Below are 24,097 nucleotides of genomic sequence, written 5' to 3'. Positions count from 1 at the left end.
AATTCTACTGTGTTTATACTTATTCTAAAACAACCCCGTCTTTGATATGAATCACACGATCAGTGTCGGAGGCCAGCCGCTCGTCATGAGTTACGATAACGAAGGTCTGGTGCATCTGGTCGCGTAATTCGAAGAAGAGGCTGTGTAATTCTTCTTTGTTCTTTGTGTCGAGACTGCCTGACGGTTCATCTGCCAGGATCACAGCCGGGTTGTTTATTAATGCGCGGGCAACGGCAACCCGCTGTTTTTCGCCTCCCGACAATTCCGCCGGCTTATGCGTCATACGATCCGATAACCTCAGGAAATCGAGTATTTCTTTTGCTCTCTTTTCCGCATCGGAAGCCTTCTCACGCGCTATCAATGCCGGGATCATTACATTTTCCAGTGCGGTAAATTCGGGCAGTAGCTGGTGGAATTGAAATACAAAACCGATATTTTTATTGCGGAAAGCGGCCAGTTCCTTCTCGGAAAGTTTACCGGTTTCAGTCTCGTTGATATACAGTTTGCCAGCATCCGGAGTGTCCAGTGTTCCGATGATCTGTAATAAAGTCGTTTTCCCTGCTCCGCTGGGACCGACAATGGCTACTACTTCACCTTTATTGATCGTAAGGTCAATGCCTTTCAATACCTGTAAGTTTCCGAAACTCTTGGTAATTCCTTGTGTTTGTATCATTCCTGGTTATATATTTCTTATTACATACGATGCAAGGTAACAGCCGAATATAGCGGGCATATAAGAAACCGTTCCGGTAGTTGTCCGTTTGCATTGTTCGTTTTCTACTTCCACTACGGCCTCCGGATTGGCTATTTCTGTAGAGAAAACAACCGGAATACCTTTATTCAATCCCATTCCCCTGAGGCGTTTGCGTACGGCTTTAGCCAGTGCACAGTTGCAGGTTTTGGAGATATCGGCCAGTTTAACCTGCGAAGGGTCGATCTTGGCACCAGCTCCCATAGAGGATACAATAGGAATTTCACGCCTGTGAGCATGATACAAAAGATATACTTTCGGGCTGAGTGAATCTATCGCATCCACGATGAAATCGTATTTTTGGGTAGAAAGAACCTCTTCTGTCCGCTCGTCACGCAGGAATTCATTGAGTATCTTCAGCTTCAACCGTGGGTTGATGTCAAGTAAACGTTGTCCTACAACCTCGGCTTTCTGCATCCCTAACGTAGAGTGTAAAGCAGGCAACTGGCGGTTGATATTACTGTCGTTTACCGTATCTGCATCAACAATGGTCATATGTCCTATCCCGGCACGGCAGATCTGTTCGGCAGCATAAGCTCCCACACCTCCAAGTCCTACAACCAGTACATGGCAATGTGACAAGTACTCCATCCGTTCGGCCCCCAGTAAAAGTTCCGTCCGTGTGTTCCAATTGTAACTCATTAATATGTTTTTGAACACAAAAGTAATAAATCATTCAGAAACCGCCTTTTAATTAGTCATCTTTTAACTATTCCTTCATTTTAAGCTTGTCCGGATGATTAAAAAGCAGTAATATTGTGCGCTTAAATTTAAAATACAATGAATATAAAACGCTATTTAATGCTGATTGTGGCATGCACGCTTTTCGTAGGTAAAAGTTATGCTGCCAATAACGAAAAACCGTTTGTCATACCCGAATTGCAGGAATGGAGAGGGGGACAAGGTTTGTTTATTCCATCTCCTACTTCTCGTATTGTTTGTGTAGGAAAAGATCCTGCCATTAACAAAATTGCCAATCAGTTTGCCGAAGACTACGAAACAATGTTTGGTCGTAAGTTGGCTGTTGTAGAGGGAAGAGCTTCCGCCGGAGACTTTGTTTTCTCTTTGTCTGGTGACAAACAGTTGGGTGAAGAAGGGTATGCTGTGAAAATAGCAGACCGTGTGACTGTATCGGCCCCAAAGGCTAAAGGTTTATATTGGGCAACCCGTACAATCCTTCAGATGACCGAGCAAGACAATAACCAGGCATTGCCTAAAGGTTCGATGCGCGATTATCCCGACTATGCGATCCGTGGTTTTATGATGGATTGCGGCCGTAAGTTTATCCCGATGAACTTCCTGCGTGATTATGTAAAGATGATGGCTTATTATAAGATGAATACTTTACAGGTCCACCTGAATGATAACGCTTTCAAACAATATTTCGAGCACGACTGGAACAAGACCTATGCCGCGTTCCGTCTGGAAAGTGAGTTCTTTCCGGGACTGACAGCTCGCGACGGTTATTATACGAAAAAAGAATTTATCGATTTCCAATTGATGGCGGATAGCCTCGGCGTAGAGATCATTCCGGAAATAGACGTTCCCGCCCATTCGCTGGCACTGACGCATTACCGTCCCGAAGTAGGCAGCGAGGAATATGGAATGGATCATCTGGATTTGTTCAAACCGGAAACCTACCAGTTTGTGGACAGTCTTTTCCGTGAATACCTGGAAGGTCGTAATCCTGTCTTTATCGGCAAACGTGTGCATATCGGTACAGACGAGTATTCGAATAAGAAGCAGGACGTAGTAGAGAAATTCCGCGAATTCACCGATCATTACATCCGTTTTGTAGAAGGCTTCGGCAAACAGGCTTGTGTCTGGGGAGCTTTGAGCCATGCCAAGGGCGATACACCCGTTAAATCGAAAAATGTACTGATGAGTGCCTGGTATAACGGTTATGCCGACCCGAAAGAAATGATCAAACAGGGGTATGATCTGGTCAGTGTACCCGATGGCTATCTGTATATCGTACCGGCTGCCGGTTATTATTACGATTATCTGAATACGGAAATGTTGTATAAGGAGTGGACTCCGGCGCATATCGGAAAAGAGGTTTTCCCGGAGAAGCATAAACAGATCAAGGGAGGAATGTTTGCTGTATGGAACGACCATGCGGGCAATGGTATCAGTACAAAGGATATCCATTACCGTGTTTTCCCGGCTTTGCAGACGTTGGCAGTAAAGATGTGGACAGGCAAGGATTGTAAAGTTCCTTATGAAACGTTTAATACACAGCGTATGGAACTGAGCGAAGGCCCGGGCGTAAATGTGGCTGGCTATATGGGGAACAAACCGCGTGCCATCTATAATCAGGATATTTTAAAACCGAATACAAAGACCGGACTGAAAGAGATCGGCTATCATTATACGGTATCGTTTGATGTTCAGTCGGTAAAGGAAACTCCCGGAACAGAATTATTTCGTTCGCCGGATGCCGTTTTCTATCTGTCCGATCCGGTCAGCGGTAAATTGGGGTTTGCCCGTGACGGCTATCTGAATACATTCAACTATCAGTTCTATCCCGAAGAGGAAACTTCTGTAGCCATCAGTGGCGATGAAAAGTCTACCCGTTTATACATCAACGGTAAACTGCAAGAGGAACTGAATATCCAGAAACGCTTCTTCAACGGTGGAAAAGACTCAATGAGTTATGTCCGTACCTTAGTATTCCCACTGGAAACAACGGGTGATTTCAAAAGTACGGTAAAGAATGTGGAAGTATTGAACTACTGCAAATAGATAATAGATGGAAAAAGGTGAAACCTTTTTCCATCCCAATCCTATATGTTTGGTACAAATCAGTTTTTACCTGATATGACTTTTCTGTTTTATAAATAATCATCAATCAGAACCGAACCTGTAGCCGCAGTTGCATCATATTGATCCCACATTTGCCTAATGCCGAATATTTATCCATCCAAAGATGTGCATAATTCAGACGGGAGGAAATATATTTGTTGAAATAGTAATTGATACCGATTGATAAGTCGTGTTGGCTTCCTCCTGTCGTATTACTGCTTAAATCATTCAGGTTGGTGTAATTATACCGGCAGGCGAGTAAAATAGAATGAGGCTCTTCCGGCATGACCGGTATGGCATCGAGAGCATCATATGCATACTTTGTCCCTTTTAACAGGAAGCCTCCCATAATATAGCCGCCATGAGCCGAGTAGGATGGCTTATGATCTTTACGGTTGATATTGGTATATAGGAACTCCGTCTGGAGCAGCCATTTATGCTGAAAGAACAGGCATTCCACGTTAGATTGAATCTGGTTTTCAGCATCTTCAACGGTCATATCTAAGGTGCGTGGAGAAGGAATATAAGTAACCCCTTTGCTCTTTAATCGGATTTGTTGAGTCTTTGCTTCGGTGTCTTTATCAGGGACTCTGAATAAAGCACCGGTTCCAATATGGAATAATTGTCCGGAAGAATTAAGCGGACGCCAAACGATACGTCCGGAAAAGTTGTAACCCGGTTTGGTCGTTTCGGAAAAGCTAAGCCCGTCACCGCAAAATGCACCGGCCGAAAAGTAATAGGAGGGAAGCGAACGGGTATAAGACAAACCGATCCGGCGATCCGGATAGAATGTTTCGGCTACATTTGATGCCGTATTGAAAACAAGGTCGTTTGTACTGGTAGACTGGTCTATGCTATAATAACCGAGCATGTATCCGGCCCGGAAATAATTGCCATCTTTTCCATATTCGATGAAAGCATCTTTCATCGTTACTTTATTGTTGGCAAAACCGATATCAATCTTTGTATACCAGTTCGAATAGATACGTACTTTCGCAGCTAACCGTACATCAGAGATATGAGCTCCTGCATGTAATGATTTGGGAGAGTGAATATAAACGCCTCCATCCAGGAATAAGCGGCCGGACAGTTTCCAGTCGACTGGCGATGAGTCGGGAGAAGCAAAAAGAGGAAAAGTGTAGAGTATTGCCAAAAGTAGAATTGTAATGTGTTTCATGAAAAAAAATGTTCCTTTACAGTGTTAACACTGTAAAGGAACGAAAAAAATGGAAAAATCGAAGTGATATTGTAAAGATATTGGTTAGAAATTTAAGTTGCATCTCTATTAATAAGACAGAAAATCTGTAAATCCCCCTACTGGCAGGAAGAAAAAAAGATCACTTTATGGAGGATATAAAAACAACGAAAGGGAAAGTCCGGATTTGACTCCGGGCATTTCCCTCTCTTACTTAACCGACCCCCTTATTTCCCAATAAGTTTTCAGAAACAAATATATATTATCTGGTAGTATGATTTGTTTCATAAACGGTTATATTTTTGTTAATAACCGGGCAAATTTCATTCCATATTTTCTGTATTGCTCTTTGAGCGATACAGAAATGTAATGTTTGGGTTATAGTTATGAAATAAGTAACACGGGGGACCGGTGTGTTGCGAAATAGGAAAAACCCTTAGTGCGATAACTTTATTTTCCTAAGCTTGTTTTAATATTAAGGGCGATTTAATAGTTGTAACATGTTTGTAACATCCGTGTAACACATGTGAAATATTTGTTTCAGACCTTTGTTGTCGAATCTCTAACAATTGTTTATGGAAACATTCTATCTGTTCCTCGTAATTTTCCTCTTTGTACTGGCGGTGTTTGACCTGTCAGTGGGAGTCAGTAATGACGCAGTAAACTTTCTTAATTCTGCAATCGGTTCAAAGGCCGCATCTTTCAAAGTTATTATGGTCATCGCCGCGATAGGTATATTTGTCGGCGCCTCCTTGTCAAACGGTATGATGGATATTGCCCGACATGGGATTTATCAACCGCAACATTTCTTTTTCTCCGAGATCATGTGTATCCTGCTGGCCGTTATGCTAACGGATGTCGTGTTATTGGATATATTCAATTCACTGGGGATGCCGACATCCACTACGGTATCGTTGGTCTTTGAATTACTGGGAGGGACAGTCGCTATTGCACTGGTTAAGATAGCTCATTCCGACGGAGCTTTACAATTGGGAGACTTGTTGAATACAGATAAAGCATTTACCGTGATCCTGGCTATATTCCTTTCGGTGGCCATTGCCTTTTTCTTCGGATCGGTGGTGCAGTACATATCGCGTTTGATCTTTACCTTTAATTATAAGAAACATACGAAATACTTTATTGCATTGTTCGGTGGTCTTGCGGCTACTTCAATCATTTATTTTATGTTGATAAAAGGGTTGAAAGAAAGTTCCTTTATGGACGGCGAACTGAAAACGCTTATATATAGTAATACCGATAAAGTGGTATGGGGTGCATTTATCTTTTTCACGATCCTGATGCAGGTACTTCACTGGTTGAAGGTGAATGTCTTTAAAGTAATTGTCCTGATGGGTACGTTTGCCCTGGCTTTGGCCTTTGCCGGTAACGACCTCGTGAACTTTATCGGTGTGCCACTCGTAGGTTATTCCTCTTATATAGATTTGATGGCACAGGGTGGAACAACAACGACGGATACTTTCCTGATGGGATCGTTGTTATCTCCGGCGCAGACACCCTGGTATTTCCTTGTAGGGTCCGGGTTGGTGATGGTAATAGCATTAGCAACTTCCAAGAAGGCTCATAGCGTAGTGAAAACTTCACTGGACCTGTCGCGTCAGTCGGATGGGAATGAGAATTTCGGAACTTCTCCGGTAGCACGTATGTTGGTACGTACCTGCAACAATGCATCCAGTACAATTCTGAGTGTAGTTCCTCCTCGGGTAAAGGATTGGATCGACAGTCGTTTTAATAATGATGAGATTATACTTGAAGATAGAGCAAGTTTCGACCTGGTACGTGCTTCGGTCAATGTGGTTCTTTCGGGTCTGTTGATTGCACTTGGTACTTCATTGAAATTGCCACTTTCCACTACGTATGTGGCATTCATGGTGGCAATGGGTAGTTCATTGGCCGACCGTGCCTGGGGACGTGAAAGTGCAGTTTACCGTATTACTGGTGTCTTGTCGGTTATCGGTGGATGGTTTATTACTGCTGGTGCTGCTTTCACGATTTGTTTTCTGGTTGCTATGATTATTTATTTCGGTGGCATAGCAGCTATGGCTGCTATGGTTGGATTGGCAGTCTATATGTTAATTCGTAGTCAGGTGGCTTATAAGAAGAAAATGAAAAAAGAGGCCTTGAAGGAAGAAGTGAACACCACTGTGGCCAAACTGCGCGATACGACCGACAGCCACGAAGCACTCTCATTGTTCCGCGAACACAGTCGTGAGGAGTTGAGTTCTGTATTGGAGTTTGCCTCCGATGCCTTGAACAGGTCGGTACACGGTTTTATGGATGAAAACCTTCGTGAATTGCGCAAAGTACTGAATGAAGTAGAGGAGAAGAAGATCCATCTGAAGCAGGTAAAACGTGTCGGAACATTGGGTGTTACTCACTTGGAACATGATATTGCGGTAGAAAAGGGATTGTATTATTATCAGGGTAACGATTTCGCCAGCGAGATTATATTCAGTATCCGCCGTCTGACAGAACCGAGCAAGGAGCATGTCGACAACAATTTCAGTCCGTTGAGTGATGTGCAGAAAGAAGATTTCGGCAAGATGACGACAAGTATCGTGGCTTACCTCAACCGTTGTGCTTCTATGATCGAAAAGAACGATTATCATCGCCTGGACGATGTGGTGGCCGAATCTGTGGCACTGACTGCCCAGCTTACAGCCTTGAAGAAAGGTGAATTGAAACGTATCCAGGGGCAAAGTGGCAGCACGAAGGTCAGTATGGTCTATTTGAATATGGTGCAGGAAGCGCAGAATGTGGTTTCGTTTACTGCTAACCTGATTAAGGTGAGTCGCAAGTTCCAGAAAGAATAATTAGGCGAAATAAAAGTTTCCCCTAGAAGGAACAAAAGTTTCTCAAGCATGAAACGAAAGTTTCTCCTAGGTGAAACTGATTTTGGAGAAGAAGATGCCGGTTAGAGTGCCAGCATCTTTTTTTCTTTTATCAGGTCGCTTTCATCCATGCGGAGGGAAGGGACGGTACACATTTTTATGTAATCACCTGTCTGGCATGTGTAGTCGTAATAGACCTGTTGTTCGGGCGTGAAATCCTCTTTGGCGATCAGACAGCCTTTCATCGTCAGGAAATCTTCGGTGGATGTGCTTTCCGATTCCTTTATCAGGACGATGCGGCGGGCTACCGGATTCCGGTTATAATCCAGTCCGAGGTATAATCCTCGTAATTGCCCGGGATTCCTGAACATAGGGATTTGCAGGTAGACGGTGACCAGAATCAACGGCGGAACGGGGCTTTCGCTGAACAGGCAGTAAAAGTTCTGGGGATCGCCATTTACACCGATTCCCCATTGTACTTCCCCGTATGCATTGAGCCGGCCTATACGGATATACTCTTTATCTTCGGATAGTGCGATGATGAACGGTTCGCATTTTAAACAATCGGAAGAAGAAGACAGGCTGTAACTGTTGTACAGTCCGCATATATTGGATAACCTCCGTGCGGAAAGCGATAGTTCTTCATTCAACGATTCGATAAAGGAATTTCCCTTTTGTGTCTGTTGCTGGTTCGGTTCCAACTCGTCCAGACGGGCCAAGGTTTCTTCCAGTCCGGTAAGCAAACGTCTTTTAGATACATTATTGACTAGTGATAGTGCCTGGTCGAGCGCTTCGTTTTGCGGCATTGTCTTAGCCGCATCGAAATAGGCAGGTAAGACGGTTGTGTAAAGTGACGAAAGTACGCTGGGGGCCATGCCGACCCAATCGGCTATTTCTTTCATTTTTACGCCGCTGTTCCTTAGATATTCAATCCGTTTATAGAGTTCGGAAAAGTCGTTCATATTTATACTGTCATCTGTTATTTTCTGCAAAATAACGTCTTGTGTGTTGCGTTCCCGTTACATGAATGTTACATAAATATTTCTTTATAATTTATTGATATCCCGTTATATATTAATAATATAGATTCATGTATTCAGTAATACTCCTGTAATATGGGAGGGATACTTTTGCTGCCGAAAACAAAATGACAGCATGAATATGAACAACTTTTTGCAGATAAACGAAACTACCCGGAAGCGTCTTTCCGATTTCCTGTTCATTCTTTGGGCCGGAGGAGCCGCTTTATTATCCTATTCACTGGTTTATGCCCTTCGCAAACCTTTTACTGCGGCTTCTTTTGAGAACGCCGAGTTTTTCGATATGGATTATAAGGTAGTGGTGACGATCTCCCAGATCCTGGGTTATGTGATCTCCAAGTTTATCGGCATCAAGCTGATCTCCGAGTTGAAACCGGAAGAGCGTTTCAAGTTTATCCTGACTTCTGTTTTACTGGCAGAGGCCTCTCTGATCTTGTTCGGCTTACTTTCTACTCCGTTTAATGTAGCGGCGATGTTCCTCAACGGTTTGTCGCTAGGTTGTATGTGGGGAGTGATATTCAGTTTTATTGAAGGACGGCGGGTGACGGATATCCTGGCAAGCCTGCTGGGAGTCAGCATGGTTATCAGTTCGGGTACGGCCAAGTCTGTCGGATTGTATGTCATGAACCATTTTCAGGTGAGTGAATTCTGGATGCCGGCGCTGATCGGTACGGTGGCACTTCCTCTTCTGTTGTTGCTCGGCTGGGCATTGAACAAGTTACCGGAACCGAACAAAGAAGATATAGCGATGAAGTCTGAGCGTGAAACCCTCAACGGCAAACAGCGCTGGGAACTGTTCAAAAGTTTTATGCCATTCCTGAGTATGCTTTTTGTGGCTAATATCGCGATTGTAGTTTTGCGGGATATAAAGGAAGACTTTCTGGTGAATATCATCGATGTCTCAGCCTATTCTCCCTGGCTTTTCGCCCAGATTGACAGTGTGGTTACCTTGATTATCCTCGGAATATTCGGTCTGATGGTGTTGGTGAAAGATAACCTGAAGGCTCTCTCGGTATTGTTTGGTTTGATCATAACGGGAATGATCGTGATGGCGGTCGTCTCTTTTGGACAGCAGCAGTTGCAGCTTTCGCCTGTCGTGTGGTTGTTTGTTCAGAGTCTATGCCTGTATATTGCCTACCTGACTTTCCAGACTATCTTTTTCGATCGGTTCATCGCTTGCTTCAGGATTCGTGGCAATGTCGGTTTCTTTATCGTGACAACAGATTTCCTTGGATATACCGGAACGGTATTGGTGCTTGTCCTGAAAGAATTCTGTAACCCGGATGTCGACTGGGCTGTATTTTATAACCGGTTGGCGGGTTATGTAGGAATCTTTTGCTGTGTCACATTTATCTGTTCCTTTGTATATTTGCACCAGCGTTTCCGGAAGGAAACAGGTGTGACAGCCGCCCGGGAAGAGACGCTCGAAGCCACTCCGCAGAATGCTATCACTGTTGCCTGACAGATAGACTAGTAGTAATATAATAATGTAAATATATAAGTAGTTATGAAGAAGATTTCGTGTGTTATTATGGACTGGGCCGGAACGGCTGTCGATTTTGGATGTTTCGCCCCGTTGAATGCTTTCCTGAAGGTGTTTTCCGAAGAAAAAGGAATAGATATTACCTATCGTCAGGCACGTGAGCCGATGGGACTTCTTAAGATCGATCACATCAAAGCTATTTTGAATATGCCGGAGGTGAACGACAAATTCCGTGGGCGTTATGGCCGCGACTGGAATATGGATGATGTGAATGAGATGTACCAGAGCTTCGAAAAGCACCTGTTTGCTTCGCTGACGAACTTCACGACTCCGATACCGGGCGTATTGGATACGATAAAAGAATTGCGTGAAAACGGTATAAAGATCGGTTCGACTACCGGTTATACGCAAGCGATGATGGACGTTGTACGTCCCGGTGCCGCAGCCAAAGGCTATGTGGTAGACAATCTGGTCACTCCCGACAATCTTCCTGCCGGCCGTCCTGCTCCTTATATGATCTATAAGAATATGATCGATCTTGCCATCCCTTCTGTCGATAACATTGTTAAAGTAGGGGATACGATCGCCGATATCAAAGAAGGTATCAATGCCAAGGTATGGAGTATCGGTGTCATCACCGGAAGTAATGAGATGGGAATTACGGAAGAAGAATATAACCATCGTACCCCCGATGAACTGGCTGTGCTGAAACACGAAGTCCGTGAACGGATGATGGCTGCCGGTGCCCATTTCGTACTCGATAATATCACCGAACTCCCGGCTTGCATAGAGAAAATTAACCGATAAAATAAAGACATAATATATTTACTGAAAATGAGAAACTATCTTTTATTGACACCCGGTCCGTTAAGTACTTCACAAACCGTACGCGAAGCCATGTTGCAGGATTGGTGTACCTGGGATAAAGATTACAACGAAGGAATTGTAACCCCGATCCGTAAAGGTCTATTGGCTATCGCCGGACTGGATGAAAATGAATATACAACAGTGCTTTTGCAGGGAAGCGGAACATATTGTGTAGAAGCAACCATTGGAGCGGCAGTGAAATCCACCGATAAATTACTAATCCTGGCCAACGGTGCTTATGGCAAACGTATGGCGCAGATTGCAGAGTATTATCATATCGATCATGTATTGGTATCTTTACATGAAACAGAGTTGATAACGGGTGAAGTAGCCCGCCGTGCATTAGAAGAAAATCCAGGTGTTACGCATCTGTCGATGGTGCATAGCGAAACGACTACCGGTTTATTGAATCCGATCGAAGAAGTTGCAGAAGTGATTCGTGATAAGGGTATTACATTTATTGTAGATGCTATGAGTAGCTTCGGCGGTGTTCCTATCGATATGAAAAAACTGGATGTCGATTTCCTGGTGAGCAGTGCCAATAAATGTATCCAGGGTGTTCCCGGCTTTGGCTTTATCATTGCAAAGAAAGAAAAACTGATGGCTTGCAAAGGAGTGGCCCGTTCGCTTTCTCTCGATATTTATGCACAATGGGAAGCTACGGAGAAAGGTGGAGGCAAATGGCGTTTTACCTCTCCTACACATGTGGTTCATGCTTTCTTCCAAGCCATGAAAGAGCTGAATGAAGAAGGAGGTATTACAGCCCGTTATGAACGTTACAAGAAAAATCACCGTACTTTGGTGGATGGCATGCGTGTCCTCGGATTTAAGACGTTATTGCCGGATGCCTCACAAGGTCCTATCATTACCTCTTTCCTGTATCCCCATGCCGATTTCGACTTTAAAGCATTCTATGAATCCCTGAAACAGAAAGGTTTTGTTATCTATCCCGGAAAGATATCGGATGCCGACACCTTCCGTATCGGTAATATCGGGGATGTTTTCCCTCAGGATATGGAGAAATTATTGGAAGTGATCAGGTTGACACCGATCAGCTGACAGGATCACCTTCATATCATGTAATGTGCGCAACTCGTTTATCTGGCTATCATTTTGATCGGATTCGGGCGTTTTCTATTGTATTTTGTTGAGTAATATTGCTTTTTATGGCCTGACAGAAAAATAAATCTGAAAAAACAATGTATACCTGATATTTTTTGATTACGTTTGTATCCATTAATATTCAACTAATCCTGGTTTTTTACTAAAGAAATAGTTTTCTTAAAAAAGGTTGTACTTTAATTTATAAAAGCAAATGAAACGATCAGATTTAATTGCTGCCATAGCTGCAGAAAGTGGTTGTAACAAGAAAGATGTTAACGCTATGTTGGATGCCTTTTGTTCAGTGGCCACTGAAGCTCTTCGCCAGAGAGATCCGATAGTGCTGAAGGGCTTTGGAACTCTTTCTCCAAGAGAACAGAACAGCCGTCCGGCACGTAATCCGAAGACAGGTGAAGTGGTTGTAATACCAAAACGTCTGAGTGTGAAATTCAGTGTTGGTAAGTTCCTGTTTGAAGACTTGAACAAGTAATTACTGTGGATGGCGGATGGAATCGCGTAAGATCAGAATTCCTTCCGGTCCCATATTGAAAAGTAAGTCTACGATACTTAAGTTGGGGAGGAATCCGAATTTCTCCCGGAATACCTGGTAATAGGGTTTCGGGAGAAAGGCGGGATCTTCCCCTTCGTGTTTCGGGCGGATGATCTCACGATAATCGTTAGGCACTTCCGGCTTATATTCTTCCGTATATACAATATCTGCCTGCAGATCCAACAGGCGGCAAACCATTTCTCTTAATTCCTCATTAAAGTCGAAGAGGTATTCAAATTTCTTTTCGTAGAACGGAGCAAAGTCTTCTTCATAATATTCAAAGAACGGGCTCATATTATAGGCCGATACCAATGCGTTCCAGTGCAGATGGCGCCAGTTGCCATGATCGGATATACGAATGTCCTTCGTGAGGCATTTCAAGGTATCGGGCTTAACGATAGGAACGGACAATGATAAAGGCCCGTTGGCTGCAGCTATCGTACACCGATTGCGATACGTTTGCTTCAGATAGTTTTCGCCCGTTTCGATCCGGACTTCTTTGAATTGGAGGAGCTTACAATATTGTTGTACGGGGCCCAGATAGGCCGAAGAAATATATACTGGTTGCATGTTAGTTTATAGGTTTAAAAATTCGTTGCCGGTCTTTGCTGTACCAGCAGAGCCATGCGTTTCCTATGATATGGTCACGGGGAATAAATCCGAGATGACGGGAATCCACTGCTTCATTGGCATTGTCTGAAAGCATCCAGTAATAATCCTGATCGAAGAAAAAGAAAGCAGCTTCACGTCCGTCGAGGAATAGTTTTCTGTCACGGAAGACGGCTTTTTCACCGGCTTCTGTCTGGATCGCTTCGCGGCAGGCGGTGAGAGCAGCGTCATCCAGACGGTGGGCTCTTCCTTTTTGCGGAACGATCAGTTCGTAGCTTTCCATCGGCTTCTTAAGGAAACGGATACTTGCATTTTCCGACAATTCTTCACGTAACTGATATTCTTCGAAAGAGGTCAGACTGAAGGAAATACCGAATGGCTCTTCTTTCAGGTTTCTGAGTGGGATATTTAGTTTTTTTTGTGTAGTCAGAACTTCATCCATTGCCTCCTGCGTTACGATATATGTATTGAGTGACCGGGGAGAATGGGGAATCAGCTTCCCGTTTACCCGGTATCCGTCATTACTGATCCGGATCGTATCGCCGGGCATTCCGATACAACGACTGAGGAACAATGGTTTCAATACCGTGTCTTTCAGCAATGGGCTGTAGAACAACGCTACCCGGTTACGTCCCGGATTATCTTTTAGGGGAAGTTTATTGACGAGGATATAGTCTCCTTTGTGCAAAGCCACTTCCATAGAGTCGGTAGATACATGGAAAGATTCCATGCAGAAATGCCGGACTGCCATTACGATCCCCACCAGCAACACTATTGTTGCCAGCCATCCCATTACAGATATGAAGGAACGTTTTGCCATATTATTCAAGTTGACAGATGACAGTCGACAAATGACAGTTGAACTTCGAATTAATCGGGGTGCACCATCCGGAACAAACGGTTCCAGCGGATACCACCGTCGAACAGGCTGCGGTCTTTATCCAGCGACAACCAGATCAGGATCGGTTTTCCTACGATATGATCTTCCGGAACAAATCCCCACGAACGGCTGTCGGCACTGTTATGGCGGTTATCGCCCATCATCCAGTAATAGTCGTATTTGAAGGTATATTTTGTTTCCGGCTGGCCGTTGATATAGACTTTGCCGTCTTTGACTTCCAGTGTATTGTTCTCGTAGTTTTTGATGCAACGGCCATATAAAGCCAGGTTACGTTCAGTGAGAGGAATGGTCGCTCCTTTTTTCGGTATCCACAACGGACCGAAATTATCACGTGTCCAACCTGTTTCATACCAGGCTGGATAAGTGGTTCCACCCAGTGCATCCGGCTCGATAACGATCTTCTTTACGGAAGGCAGCTTCTCTGCGATGGCTAGGGCTTTCGGAGTTAGAGGCATCCGGTAAACCATATTGTATTGCCCGTTGGCATTCGGGGTGAAACCCAGGAAAGACAGGTAATCCTGATAATATCCGCTATTGTTTGCGATCATCCGGTCGTCTTTGCTTACGTCCAGCAGGCGGAATTGTTCTTCTGTTAGTGGTGAGCCGTCAGTTTCAACATAGTAGTTGAACTGGATGTTTTCAGGGTTTTTGAGGGCTTTCCCATCGATATAAACCTGGTTGTTACGAATCTCGATTGTATCACCGGGCATACCGATACAACGTTTTACATAATTTTCGCGTTTGTCTACCGGACGATATATCACATCACCGAATGTATTTTTATCCAGCCAGATACGGTCGCGTCCCGACATGGCGACCAGTTCATCGTAACTCGGGTTTTGCACTTTCAGGGCAACTGTGTCGCCTGCAGGGAAGTTGAACACTACGATATCGTTGCGTTTTACATGACCGAAACCTTTTACGCGTTTGTATCCCCATTCAGGCCAGTCCAGATAAGATTTACAGTTGAAGAACGGCAAGGTGTTTTGTACCAGCGGGAACGACAGCGGGGTGTTCGGAACACGCGGGCCGTAGCTCAGTTTGCTTACGAACAGATAATCGCCCACTAACAATGACTTTTCAAGCGAAGAACTCGGTATCTGATAGTTCTGGAAAATGAACAGGTTAATGAAATAGACAGCGATCAAAGCGAACAGGATATCGTCCACCCATTCCAATGCATTGCGCACAGCCGGGTTCTTCGACCGTTTCCATGCTCCCCAGGGAATGTATTGTGTCAGGAAAATATCTACCAGAACGATCAACCCCAGCAGCAACCAAAGGTTCTGCATCCAGATCGAAAAGAGTATATACAATACGGCAGAAATGCCGAACTTGATCCATTGTTTCTTGGAAAACTTTTTCATTTGTAAACTTCTGTGGAATTAAAATTTAAGCATATCATCCATACCGAGGAAGCCTTTCTTCCCGGCAGTAAACTCGGCTGCAACCACTGCTCCGAGGGCGAAACCGGCACGGCTCTTCGCATCATGTTTAATGCTGATATAGTCGACGTCCGATTCGTAAGTGACTTCATGTATACCCGGAACTTCTCCTTCACGGATAGCATGGATAGGCAGATCGGTAGGTTGTTCGGCTGTTTCCAGTGTCCAGCGTTCTTTCCGGTCAACGTTTTCAATGATACCTTCTGCCAGCGTGATAGCTGTTCCGCTGGGGGCATCCAATTTGTGAATATGGTGTGTTTCCGTCATACTGATTGCGTATGAAGGAAAATTGTTCATGATTTTTGCCAGGTGTTTGTTGAGGGCGAAAAAGATATTTACGCCGATGCTGAAATTGGATGCATAAAAGAATGTTTTGCCTTCCTTTGCACATTTTTCTTTTATTTCGCCGATACGGTCGAGCCAGCCGGTGGTACCGGAAACGACCGGGACACCTGCTGCAAAACTCTTCATGTAATTGTCGAAAGCAGTTGCCGGAGTGGTAAACTCGATGGCTACGTCTGCGCTCTTGAAATTGTCTGACTGAAATTCTTCCGGGTTGTTTATATCTACGATAGAGACGATCTGGTGCCCTCTATTTAATGCGATCTGTTCGATGGTTTTTCCCATCTTGCCGTAGCCGATAAGTGCAATCTTCATATCTTTTCAGAATAAAATGAATAAATAGGGCTAATAACTTAGCCATCAAGGGTGCAAATATAAAGAAAATGAATTAGATTTGTGGCATAAATCTTAACTCTGAAAATAATATGGAACGTTTATTACATTATGTTTGGAAATACAGACTGTATCCGACAACTCCGCTTCTTACCACTGACGGTTATTCAGTATCCGTAATCGATCCGGGAATACCTAACACCGATGCCGGTCCGGACTTCTTCAATGCAAAAGTTAAAATAGATGATACATTATGGGTCGGAGGTATTGAAATCCATACAAAAGCTTCCGACTGGCTACTTCATCGCCATGATAAGGACAAAGCCTATGATGCTGTTATACTTCATATAGTGGAGGTCTCCGACTGCACAGTCTTCCGGACGAACGGGGAGCTTATTCCGCAAATGCAACTGGCAGTGCCGGAGTCGGTTATACAGAATATCGACTGGTTGTTATATCGTGATGTGTCTTTACCTTGTGCAGGCTATATTCCTCAGATAGAGTCTTTTCATAGAACTTCCTGGCTGGGCGCCCTGCTGAGTGAACGACTGGAACGGAAAACGGCCGATATATTTCGTTTGCTGGATCAGTATGAGAATGACTGGAACGAAGTTTTTTATATTACTTTAACCCGTAATTTCGGCTTTGGAGTGAATAACGATATTTTCGAGCGTCTGGCCAAAAGTCTACCGTTCCGGTATATACAAAAGCAGCGTAGCAGCCATTCGCAGATTGAAGCGTTGTTGTTCGGGCAGGCCGGTATGTTGGAAGAGCCGGGAGATTGTCATTATTACCGGTTGCTTCAGCGGGAATACCGGTTCTTGCGGCATAAGTTCGGACTGACACCTTTAGACAGTTCGCAGTTTAAAAGTCTACGTACCCGTCCGGTCAATTTCCCGTATCTGAAACTGGCACAGCTGGCTTCCATTTGGGTACAATATGATACGCTGTTCTCTGTGATCCTGGATGCCGGAAATGTCGGACAGATCAAGCAGTGTTTCCGGGTTCGTCCTTCCGGTTACTGGGAGACGCATTACCATTTCCGGAGCGTTTCGGCAAAGAAGGATAAGCCGGTAGGAGAGAATTCTTTATGTATCCTCTTGATAAATACAGTTGTTCCGGTGATGTTTGCTTACGGAGTGAGAAACAAACGTCCGGAATATTGCGAGCGTGCCATTCGTATCCTGGAAACTCTTCCGCCGGAAAAGAATACGGTCGTAACCGGATTCGTCTCGGCAGGGATCAAAGTCTGCCATGCCGGCGATAGCCAGGCACTTATCCAGTTGAAGCGGGAATATTGCGAAAAAAAGAAATGTTTGTATTGCCGGATCGGGTTTCGTTATCTGAAACATTAAACATATGAAAATACACGAACTTTCTGATTAATAATGATGTTTTTGGGCTTGTATAATGAGATTAATTTGCTATATTCGCCACAAGTCATTCAAGTAGTGGCGTATATTTGTTTAATCTGATAAATGTCGCATTATGAAACAGATTGCTCTTTATCTTATCTGCATTTTTTGCCTGATAAGTTGTGACGATACGATAGAAGTCCCCGGAAGATTGATGGAAATCAATTTGGAAAAGCATGATATGACGGTGGCTTCCCCAAGCAATAGTGTTACTGTCGGCGTGGGAGCAGATAAGATAACTTGGTATGTATTACGGAGCCAGGCGAAGATCAATGGCGAAAACTCGATATTCAATAATACTACTTATAAATATTCAGATGAATGGATGAAAGATGTCGTTCGTTATAGAGATACGTTGGAAGGAGACTGGTTTAAAATTCTAAAGAATAAGGAGGGTAACCTTCAGATCGATATTGCGAAAAACGAATTCCCTTATGAGCGGACACTTACCATTGATGTCGGGGGCTTTTTGAGTCTGACAGAGAATCTGGTTATTACACAAAAAGCATCTGGCGAGAAATAACGTAATAGTTACGTTTTACCGTTCACAGCTGTTAAGTATTCTTATTTAGCGTAATATCACGATTAGTCACGGGATTTTTCCCTATTTTTGCCATCTGATTAAAAAGCAATTGAATGGGAAATAGATATATAAGAGATTTACTGCTGGCTGCTTGTGGGATATTCCTGTTGGTCACGATGTATTCGTGCGCGAATATGGCATCTCCGAACGGAGGTCCTTACGACGAGACCCCACCTAAATATGTCAGCAGCCTTCCAGCACCGAACCAAACGAATTATAAGGGAAAACGGATCGAGATACTGTTTGATGAACTGGTGCAGTTGGATAAACCCTCCGAGAATGTGATCATCACTCCGCCGCAGATGCAGTTGCCGGTCATCCGTGCCGCAGGGAAAAAGGTGATTGTCGAATTGAAAGATACATTGAAAGATAATACGACTTATACGGTCGACTTTACCAATTCGATCTCCGATAACAATGAGAAGAATGTATTCGAGAATTTCTCTTTTGCGTTCTCGACGGGAGATAAGATCGATACATTGGAGGTGTCGGGTATTCTGTTGAATGCAGAGAACCTGGAACCGATGCCCGGTATCACGATCGGTCTGCACCGGAACCTGGAAGATTCAGCCTTTGTGAAATTGCCGTTCGACCGTACTTCACGTACGAATGACAAGGGAGAGTTCACGATCCGTAATATCTCTCCCGGCAGTTACCGTATATTCGGTTTGAATGATGTGAACCGTGACTATAAGTTCGACCAGCCGGGCGAAGAAATAGCTTTCAACGATTCGATCATTATTCCTTCCTTCGAACTGACCAGCCGTCAGGATACGCTTTGGAAGGATAGTCTGACGATCGATACGATCAAGACAGTGGCTTATACCCGTTATTTCCCGGATGATATCGAATTGCGTCTGTTTAAGGAAGATTTTGTCCGCCAGTATCTGTTGAAACCGGAACGTCAGCAGGAAAATTTGTTGACGGTGCGTTTTAACTCTCCGCTGGATACGATTCCCCAGCCGAGGCCGCTTAATTTTACTCCGGCGGATTCCTCCTGGTATTTTATGCAGGAGACAGAAGGCGGAACGGCTGTTAATTACTGGCTGACTGATTCGCTTGTCTGGCAACAGGATACATTGAAGGTCGAACTGTCTTATCCGAAGAGCGATTCGCTGAATATACTGCGTCCGCAAACCGATACGCTCCAGTTTGTGATGCGTCGTCGTCCGGAAAAGAAGAAAAAGAAGAAAGATGATGAACCCGAACCGATCGTCTTCCTGGGTATGCAGGTCGATGCACCGACGTCGATGGATCTGTTTGATACGATATCCGTTACTTTTAGCGAGCCGGTCATGGATTTGTCGAAAGAGTTGTTCTACCTGGATCAGAAGGTCGACACGGTATGGACTCCGGTTGAGTTCCAATTGTTCCCGGACTCGACGAATAGTTTGAATTACTTTATCCGTCGTCCGTGGAAATACGGGGAGGAATATCGTCTGGAAATAGATTCGGCGACGATCTTTAGTATTTACGATAAATGGAACGAACCTTTCTCCGGTGAATTTAAGATCAAGAAAGAAGATGAATACGGGCATCTATATATCAATATAGTAGGTGTCGATACTACTGCTTATGTCGAACTATTGAACAGTAGTGATGCCCCTATACGTAAATCGAAGGTGAAAAACGGTGGCGCCCTCTTTATGGACCTGAAGCCGGATAAGTATTATGCCCGCCTGGTAGTCGACCTCAATGGGAACGGCAAATGGGATACCGGTAATTATGCAGAAAAGCGTCAGCCGGAAGAGGTTTATTATTCACCTAAAAAATATGAGGTGATGCAGAACTGGAGAGTCGAAGAAACATGGAATGTGAAAGGGACTCCATGGGCTAAACAGAAACCGCTCGAGATTACAAAGAATAAGCCCAAAGAGGCAACCAAGAAGAAAAGAAATTATAAAGATGAAACACAGCAGAAATCATCTTCGAGCAGCAATAGCGGCCGTAGTAGTATGCCGTTCTAGGTTGATCGGCCTGTTGGTGGTCACCTTATTGCTGTTGCTTCCGGAAATAGTCGACGCACAGGTGATTCCGGTAAAAGAACGGTTCAAAGCCGGAGAAGAGGTACAATATGAGTTGTATTTCAAATGGGGGTTATTGATGCCCCGTGCCGGACAGGCTACTCTGTCGATTCATGATGCCCACTATGAAGGGAAGAAGGCTTATCATTATAACCTGCTGTTCCGTACATCGGGTATGTTTGAAAAGGTGTTTCCGATGCGTGATACGATCGATTGTTATTTCTCTCCCGAGATGGTGTTGCTCAGGAGCGAGAAACGTGTGAATGAGAATGATTATTATCTGATAGATGATCTGAAGTTTTCATACGATAACGGACGGACATCTGTCCATTCCCACCGGTATACACCCAGCCGGACCAAGATCGATACGATGCTTGTCTCCGAACAGTATATGTTTGATATGTTGGGAGCTACCATGTATCTTCGTTCGCTGGATTGGGAAAAGATGAAGCAGGGGGACGAATTCCCGTTTCATGTGGCGATCGGGCGCGACCGTATTAACATCAGTTTCCGGTATACCGGACAAGCGATTGTGGAACGGAATGAAACTTTGAAATATCGTACCCGTCATTTCTTTATAGATATCTATGATGATGCATTTACCCAAAGTAAAGCGGCTGCCGAGTTGTGGGTCGGTGATGACGAAAACCATATACCTGTGAAGATACGGGCTAAACTAAAGATCGGTGCTGCTGAGGTCTATTATAAATCCTCCAAGGGGTTGCGCTATCCGCTTACTTCACGTGTGGAAATTCCCAGGCGTTAGCGGCAGGGAAATCGTGAACAGTGTTTCGAAATAGGGGCGGGAACTTACCTGAAGTTCGCCGCCATGCATCCGTATGATCTGCCGTGAGAGACTGAGACCGATGCCTGTTCCTGTATCTTTGGTAGTAAAGAAAGGAACGAAAATATCTTCCAATATGTCGTGGGGAATACCCGGGCCGTTGTCTTTTACTTCAATATAGGTCGTTGTTCGTAGTTGTTTCACGCTCAATGATATTTCTCCGTTTTCTTGTCCTTCCAAGGCCTGCATGGCATTCTTCAACAGATTTATAAGTACCTGTGAAAGTAGTTCTTCATCGGCGTTGACCTCAATTTCTTCCTGGAAAAGATCGATCGAGAATTGTATCTGCAAGCGGTGCAGGTCCGAATGAAACAACATTTCGATGTTTCTTATCAGGTGAGGTAGCGAGAAAGGTTTGGGTTTGGGTTGTTGCAGCCGGGCAAGTTGCCTGTACGAGTCGGTAAAGTTCATCAGGCTCTGCCCCTGGCTTTTGATCGTATCCAGTCCGCGGATGGTCTTGCGGATGGTTGCGTCGCTGATCTCATCGCTGTTTTTGGCATTTCCTTTCGTTTGGAAATAGGAGAGAAGCGTACCGGAAAGGGATACGATCGGGGCGATCGAGTTCATGATCTCATGTGTCAGTACGTGCATCAGCTTGTCGTATGACTCGTATTCTTTCCGGTAGAGTTCGCGGTCGAATTCCCGTTGTTTGTTTTCTGTCATTAGGCCGTGGATCCGGTTGAAGGCTGCGTGAAGACGGCGTTGCTCTTCGCTACCGGTATTCTCGGGAAAATAAAGCATCGATTCATTGTCTTCAATGGCATCCAGAAAGAGTTGTATCCGACGGTTGGAGGCGTTGAGAAAATAGACGAGTAATCCTGCCAGCCATGCAGCAATAAATATTGCTATCGTACCCAGGATGATCGCTTTTCCACTGATGATACCTGCAACACCTATTCCGGCCACGATGAGGATGAGTGTAACCTGTAGGATAATGCGTATATAAATACGTATGCTGAACATGCGTTTCACAGGTTAAATCGTTTCAGTTTGTTGTAGAGGGTTTGCCGGCTTACTCCCAGTTGTTCGGCTGCCGCAGTCAGATTGCCGTCATTCTGGGTAATGGCGGTTTCGATCGCTTTGCGTTCTACCTCACTGAGATTCGGAACTTCAGTAAAAGACACTGCTTTTCCGGGACGGATAAACAGGTCGCTGGCACGGATTATGTTTTTTTCAGCCAGGATAACGGCTTTTTCGATCGTATGTTGTAATTCGCGGATGTTTCCCGGCCAGTCGTATGCTTCGAGCTTGCTTACCGCTTGTGGATGAAGAGTCAGTCCGGTTCGTTTATAAAGAACGGTATATTTTTTCAGGAAATAATCGATAAAAAGGGGAATGTCTTCCCGGCGATTTCGGAGAGGAGGAATTTCTATCTGTATGGTGTTGATACGGTAAAACAGATCTTCGCGAAAGGAAGATTGTTCAACCATTTCCGATAAATTCCGGTTGGTGGCTGCTATCAGACGAATGTCGACAGGTATTTTCCGGTTACTTCCCAGACGGGTGATTTCCCTGTTCTGGAGGACTGCCAGTAATTTAGCCTGTAAGCCGATCGGCAGGTTACCTATTTCATCCAGAAACAAAGTACTGCCGTTGGCTGCTTCAAATTTTCCCGGACGACTTTCCCGGGCATCCGTAAAGGCGCCTTTCTCATGTCCGAACAACTCGCTTTCAAACAGTGATTCGCTAACAGCACCCATATCGACATTGATCATCTCCCGGCGACTACGGAGAGACAGACGATGTATTTCGCGAGCCAGCATTTCTTTTCCCGTTCCATTTTCGCCGGTAATAAGTACGTTGGCATCCGTTTTGGCGACTTTGGTAACTACTTTGATCAGTTTCATCATAATGGGAGAGTGACCGATGATCATGGCCGGTTCGGATGGCCGGGAGGTACGGGGAGGAAGGGAAGCTGCCTGCAATGCCGTATGTATCTTTTCCTGTAGTACGTCATTGTCCCACGGTTTGAGAACAAAGTCTGTCGCACCGCTTTTAAGTGCTTTTACTGCTAGCTCCACATCCCCGTAAGCAGTAAGCATGATAACAGGCAGACCGGGTACGATCTCCTGTATGCGGCGAAGCCAGAACAGGCCTTCGTTGCCGGTGTTGACACCTGCTGAGAAATTCATGTCGAGGATAACGAGATCGACAGGCATAGTATCGAGTACTGAAAGTATCTTATTGGGGTTTGATGCGGTTTCGACCCGTTCGAATTCGTCTTCCAGCAATAATTCGAGTGACGTCAGTACACTTTTATTATCATCTACTATAAGAACTGTCCCTGCTTGCATACGATCTATTTTTTCGTAAAGGTATCCGCTTCCGGAATACTTTGCAAGCGAGCGTCAAAATATTTGACACTTATTTATTCAGATCTTCGAGTAGCTTTATTCCGGCACGGAACTTCACAGATTTGCGAGGTGCTATCATAACTGGTTCTCCGGTTTTGGGATTTCTGGCCGGACGAGCGGTTTGCTGCCAGGGGTGAAATGTTCCGAAACCGATCATTGTGACAGGCTCGCCTTGTTGTAGTGCATTTGTAGATGCTTGAAGTATCGATTGCAATACAGCCTTCACGTCTTTTTTCTTTAATCCTGTATCTTCCGTTACATATTGGATCAACTCGTTTTTATTCATGTTCTCGTTTTTTTTAATGTATATTTTACTAATAAACTTCTATCTTTTTTACGGTAGAAGCAGAGTGTAATTTTGGTATGTAAAGAACCTAAAATTGAACGTATTATACGGAGTATACTATCTTTGCTATTGGATAATATATCCTCCTGTGTATCTCAGGAGGCTTTTGGAGTATGTCCTATCAATTTAAATGAGTTCGTTCAGAACTCGGTTATTTACGGCGGTAAAGGTAATAAATATTGGTAATTAAAAACAATCTAACATCAGTGTTATCAAAGAATAGAGTAAAATAAAACGTTTTAAGAAGTTCATTTTAGTCC

The 24,097-nt window shown here is 44.3% G+C and carries 21 protein-coding genes; 10 read left to right on the top strand and 11 right to left on the bottom strand.

Annotation, left to right across the window (positions count from 1 at the left end; all coding sequences use genetic code 11):
- Positions 1-19 precede the first annotated feature (19 nt).
- The gene (locus M1P97_RS25570) at positions 20-673 is read right to left on the bottom strand and encodes an ABC transporter ATP-binding protein (RefSeq protein WP_195374489.1); all 654 of its coding nucleotides are present in this window, start codon (positions 671-673) and stop codon (positions 20-22) included.
- A gap of 6 nt (positions 674-679) precedes the next feature.
- The gene (locus M1P97_RS25565) at positions 680-1,393 is read right to left on the bottom strand and encodes a tRNA threonylcarbamoyladenosine dehydratase (protein ID WP_195374488.1); all 714 of its coding nucleotides are present in this window, start codon (positions 1,391-1,393) and stop codon (positions 680-682) included.
- 138 nt (positions 1,394-1,531) lie between these two features.
- On the opposite strand from M1P97_RS25565, the gene M1P97_RS25560 reads away from it, so the two are divergent.
- Positions 1,532-3,496, top strand: coding sequence for a family 20 glycosylhydrolase (locus M1P97_RS25560; protein ID WP_195374487.1), 1,965 nt, complete (start codon positions 1,532-1,534; stop codon positions 3,494-3,496).
- Between the two features lie 106 nt (positions 3,497-3,602).
- On the opposite strand, the gene M1P97_RS25555 is transcribed toward M1P97_RS25560, so the two are convergent.
- Positions 3,603-4,733, bottom strand: a complete 1,131-nt coding sequence (locus tag M1P97_RS25555) for an OprO/OprP family phosphate-selective porin (RefSeq protein ID WP_195374486.1) — start codon at positions 4,731-4,733, stop codon at positions 3,603-3,605.
- A 593-nt stretch (positions 4,734-5,326) separates the two neighbouring features.
- Between M1P97_RS25555 and M1P97_RS25550 the strand changes: the two genes are divergently transcribed.
- Positions 5,327-7,582 (top strand): inorganic phosphate transporter, encoded by a 2,256-nt coding sequence (locus tag M1P97_RS25550; protein ID WP_249390549.1) that lies wholly within the window; start codon positions 5,327-5,329, stop codon positions 7,580-7,582.
- A gap of 101 nt (positions 7,583-7,683) precedes the next feature.
- Here the strand turns inward: M1P97_RS25550 and M1P97_RS25545 are convergent, their stop codons facing one another.
- Complete coding sequence (locus M1P97_RS25545) at positions 7,684-8,562, bottom strand: hypothetical protein (RefSeq protein ID WP_249390548.1); 879 nt, start codon at positions 8,560-8,562, stop codon at positions 7,684-7,686.
- A gap of 199 nt (positions 8,563-8,761) precedes the next feature.
- On the opposite strand from M1P97_RS25545, the gene M1P97_RS25540 reads away from it, so the two are divergent.
- The 4 genes from M1P97_RS25540 (at position 8,762) to M1P97_RS25525 (ending at position 12,581) form a co-directional block, all read left to right on the top strand.
- Entirely contained in the window at positions 8,762-10,102 is a 1,341-nt protein-coding gene (locus M1P97_RS25540) for a DUF5690 family protein (protein WP_195374483.1), read from the top strand.
- A gap of 45 nt (positions 10,103-10,147) precedes the next feature.
- Complete coding sequence (gene phnX, locus M1P97_RS25535) at positions 10,148-10,930, top strand: phosphonoacetaldehyde hydrolase (RefSeq protein ID WP_249390547.1); 783 nt, start codon at positions 10,148-10,150, stop codon at positions 10,928-10,930.
- 27 nt (positions 10,931-10,957) lie between these two features.
- Positions 10,958-12,049 (top strand): 2-aminoethylphosphonate--pyruvate transaminase, encoded by a 1,092-nt coding sequence (phnW, locus tag M1P97_RS25530; RefSeq protein ID WP_249390546.1) that lies wholly within the window; start codon positions 10,958-10,960, stop codon positions 12,047-12,049.
- 256 nt (positions 12,050-12,305) lie between these two features.
- Complete coding sequence (locus tag M1P97_RS25525; RefSeq protein WP_249390545.1) at positions 12,306-12,581, top strand: HU family DNA-binding protein; 276 nt, start codon at positions 12,306-12,308, stop codon at positions 12,579-12,581.
- On the opposite strand, the gene M1P97_RS25520 is transcribed toward M1P97_RS25525, so the two are convergent.
- Genes M1P97_RS25520 through dapB form a run of 4 tightly spaced genes read right to left on the bottom strand, consistent with a single transcriptional unit; the run spans position 12,582 to position 16,253 of the window.
- A complete protein-coding gene (locus M1P97_RS25520) occupies positions 12,582-13,211 on the bottom strand; it encodes a WbqC family protein (protein WP_195374479.1) in 630 nt (209 codons plus the stop codon).
- Between the two features lies 1 nt (position 13,212).
- Positions 13,213-14,070 (bottom strand): signal peptidase I, encoded by an 858-nt coding sequence (gene lepB, locus M1P97_RS25515; protein ID WP_249390544.1) that lies wholly within the window; start codon positions 14,068-14,070, stop codon positions 13,213-13,215.
- Positions 14,071-14,120: 50 nt separating this feature from the next.
- On the bottom strand, positions 14,121-15,518 hold the full coding sequence (gene lepB, locus M1P97_RS25510) for a signal peptidase I (protein WP_249390543.1): 1,398 nt from the start codon (positions 15,516-15,518) through the stop codon (positions 14,121-14,123).
- 18 nt (positions 15,519-15,536) lie between these two features.
- A complete protein-coding gene (gene dapB / locus M1P97_RS25505) occupies positions 15,537-16,253 on the bottom strand; it encodes a 4-hydroxy-tetrahydrodipicolinate reductase (protein ID WP_195374476.1) in 717 nt (238 codons plus the stop codon).
- A gap of 110 nt (positions 16,254-16,363) precedes the next feature.
- On the opposite strand from dapB, the gene M1P97_RS25500 reads away from it, so the two are divergent.
- The 4 genes from M1P97_RS25500 (at position 16,364) to M1P97_RS25485 (ending at position 21,059) form a co-directional block, all read left to right on the top strand.
- Positions 16,364-17,626 (top strand): DUF2851 family protein, encoded by a 1,263-nt coding sequence (locus tag M1P97_RS25500; protein WP_249390542.1) that lies wholly within the window; start codon positions 16,364-16,366, stop codon positions 17,624-17,626.
- 133 nt (positions 17,627-17,759) lie between these two features.
- A complete protein-coding gene (locus M1P97_RS25495; RefSeq protein WP_195374474.1) occupies positions 17,760-18,209 on the top strand; it encodes a hypothetical protein in 450 nt (149 codons plus the stop codon).
- Between the two features lie 113 nt (positions 18,210-18,322).
- The gene (locus M1P97_RS25490) at positions 18,323-20,236 is read left to right on the top strand and encodes an Ig-like domain-containing protein (RefSeq protein ID WP_195374473.1); all 1,914 of its coding nucleotides are present in this window, start codon (positions 18,323-18,325) and stop codon (positions 20,234-20,236) included.
- On the top strand, positions 20,175-21,059 hold the full coding sequence (locus M1P97_RS25485; RefSeq protein WP_249390541.1) for a DUF3108 domain-containing protein: 885 nt from the start codon (positions 20,175-20,177) through the stop codon (positions 21,057-21,059). The genes M1P97_RS25490 and M1P97_RS25485 overlap by 62 nt, the downstream gene beginning before the upstream one ends.
- On the opposite strand, the gene M1P97_RS25480 is transcribed toward M1P97_RS25485, so the two are convergent.
- The 3 genes from M1P97_RS25480 to M1P97_RS25470 form a co-directional block, all read right to left on the bottom strand.
- Entirely contained in the window at positions 21,033-22,100 is a 1,068-nt protein-coding gene (locus M1P97_RS25480; RefSeq protein ID WP_249390552.1) for a sensor histidine kinase, read from the bottom strand. The genes M1P97_RS25485 and M1P97_RS25480 overlap by 27 nt on opposite strands.
- Before the next feature lie 5 nt (positions 22,101-22,105).
- Positions 22,106-23,431, bottom strand: coding sequence for a sigma-54-dependent transcriptional regulator (locus M1P97_RS25475; RefSeq protein WP_195374471.1), 1,326 nt, complete (start codon positions 23,429-23,431; stop codon positions 22,106-22,108).
- Positions 23,432-23,501: 70 nt separating this feature from the next.
- Positions 23,502-23,795: an HU family DNA-binding protein gene (locus M1P97_RS25470; protein WP_394803955.1), complete on the bottom strand. Its 294-nt coding sequence runs from the start codon at positions 23,793-23,795 to the stop codon at positions 23,502-23,504.
- Positions 23,796-24,097: the final 302 nt, after the last annotated feature.

The organism is Parabacteroides leei (assembly GCF_023369805.1).
In the GTDB taxonomy this organism is placed as follows: Bacteria; Bacteroidota; Bacteroidia; order Bacteroidales; family Tannerellaceae; genus Parabacteroides; species Parabacteroides leei.
Note: the sequence above shows the minus strand (reverse complement) of the source record. Positions and strands in the feature narration are given on the sequence as shown.

Excerpts from the sequence above, each read along its gene's own strand:
- M1P97_RS25570 (WP_195374489.1), bottom strand. The coding sequence starts at position 673 with ATGATACAAACACAAGGAATTACCAAGAGTTTCGGAAACTTACAGGTA.
- M1P97_RS25565 (WP_195374488.1), bottom strand. The coding sequence starts at position 1,393 with ATGAGTTACAATTGGAACACACGGACGGAACTTTTACTGGGGGCCGAA.
- M1P97_RS25560 (WP_195374487.1), top strand. The coding sequence starts at position 1,532 with ATGAATATAAAACGCTATTTAATGCTGATTGTGGCATGCACGCTTTTC.
- M1P97_RS25555 (WP_195374486.1), bottom strand. The coding sequence starts at position 4,733 with ATGAAACACATTACAATTCTACTTTTGGCAATACTCTACACTTTTCCT.
- M1P97_RS25550 (WP_249390549.1), top strand. The coding sequence starts at position 5,327 with ATGGAAACATTCTATCTGTTCCTCGTAATTTTCCTCTTTGTACTGGCG.
- M1P97_RS25545 (WP_249390548.1), bottom strand. The coding sequence starts at position 8,562 with ATGAACGACTTTTCCGAACTCTATAAACGGATTGAATATCTAAGGAAC.
- M1P97_RS25540 (WP_195374483.1), top strand. The coding sequence starts at position 8,762 with ATGAACAACTTTTTGCAGATAAACGAAACTACCCGGAAGCGTCTTTCC.
- phnX (WP_249390547.1), top strand. The coding sequence starts at position 10,148 with ATGAAGAAGATTTCGTGTGTTATTATGGACTGGGCCGGAACGGCTGTC.
- phnW (WP_249390546.1), top strand. The coding sequence starts at position 10,958 with ATGAGAAACTATCTTTTATTGACACCCGGTCCGTTAAGTACTTCACAA.
- M1P97_RS25525 (WP_249390545.1), top strand. The coding sequence starts at position 12,306 with ATGAAACGATCAGATTTAATTGCTGCCATAGCTGCAGAAAGTGGTTGT.
- M1P97_RS25520 (WP_195374479.1), bottom strand. The coding sequence starts at position 13,211 with ATGCAACCAGTATATATTTCTTCGGCCTATCTGGGCCCCGTACAACAA.
- lepB (WP_249390544.1), bottom strand. The coding sequence starts at position 14,070 with ATGGCAAAACGTTCCTTCATATCTGTAATGGGATGGCTGGCAACAATA.
- lepB (WP_249390543.1), bottom strand. The coding sequence starts at position 15,518 with ATGAAAAAGTTTTCCAAGAAACAATGGATCAAGTTCGGCATTTCTGCC.
- dapB (WP_195374476.1), bottom strand. The coding sequence starts at position 16,253 with ATGAAGATTGCACTTATCGGCTACGGCAAGATGGGAAAAACCATCGAA.
- M1P97_RS25500 (WP_249390542.1), top strand. The coding sequence starts at position 16,364 with ATGGAACGTTTATTACATTATGTTTGGAAATACAGACTGTATCCGACA.
- M1P97_RS25495 (WP_195374474.1), top strand. The coding sequence starts at position 17,760 with ATGAAACAGATTGCTCTTTATCTTATCTGCATTTTTTGCCTGATAAGT.
- M1P97_RS25490 (WP_195374473.1), top strand. The coding sequence starts at position 18,323 with ATGGGAAATAGATATATAAGAGATTTACTGCTGGCTGCTTGTGGGATA.
- M1P97_RS25485 (WP_249390541.1), top strand. The coding sequence starts at position 20,175 with ATGAAACACAGCAGAAATCATCTTCGAGCAGCAATAGCGGCCGTAGTA.
- M1P97_RS25480 (WP_249390552.1), bottom strand. The coding sequence starts at position 22,100 with ATGTTCAGCATACGTATTTATATACGCATTATCCTACAGGTTACACTC.
- M1P97_RS25475 (WP_195374471.1), bottom strand. The coding sequence starts at position 23,431 with ATGCAAGCAGGGACAGTTCTTATAGTAGATGATAATAAAAGTGTACTG.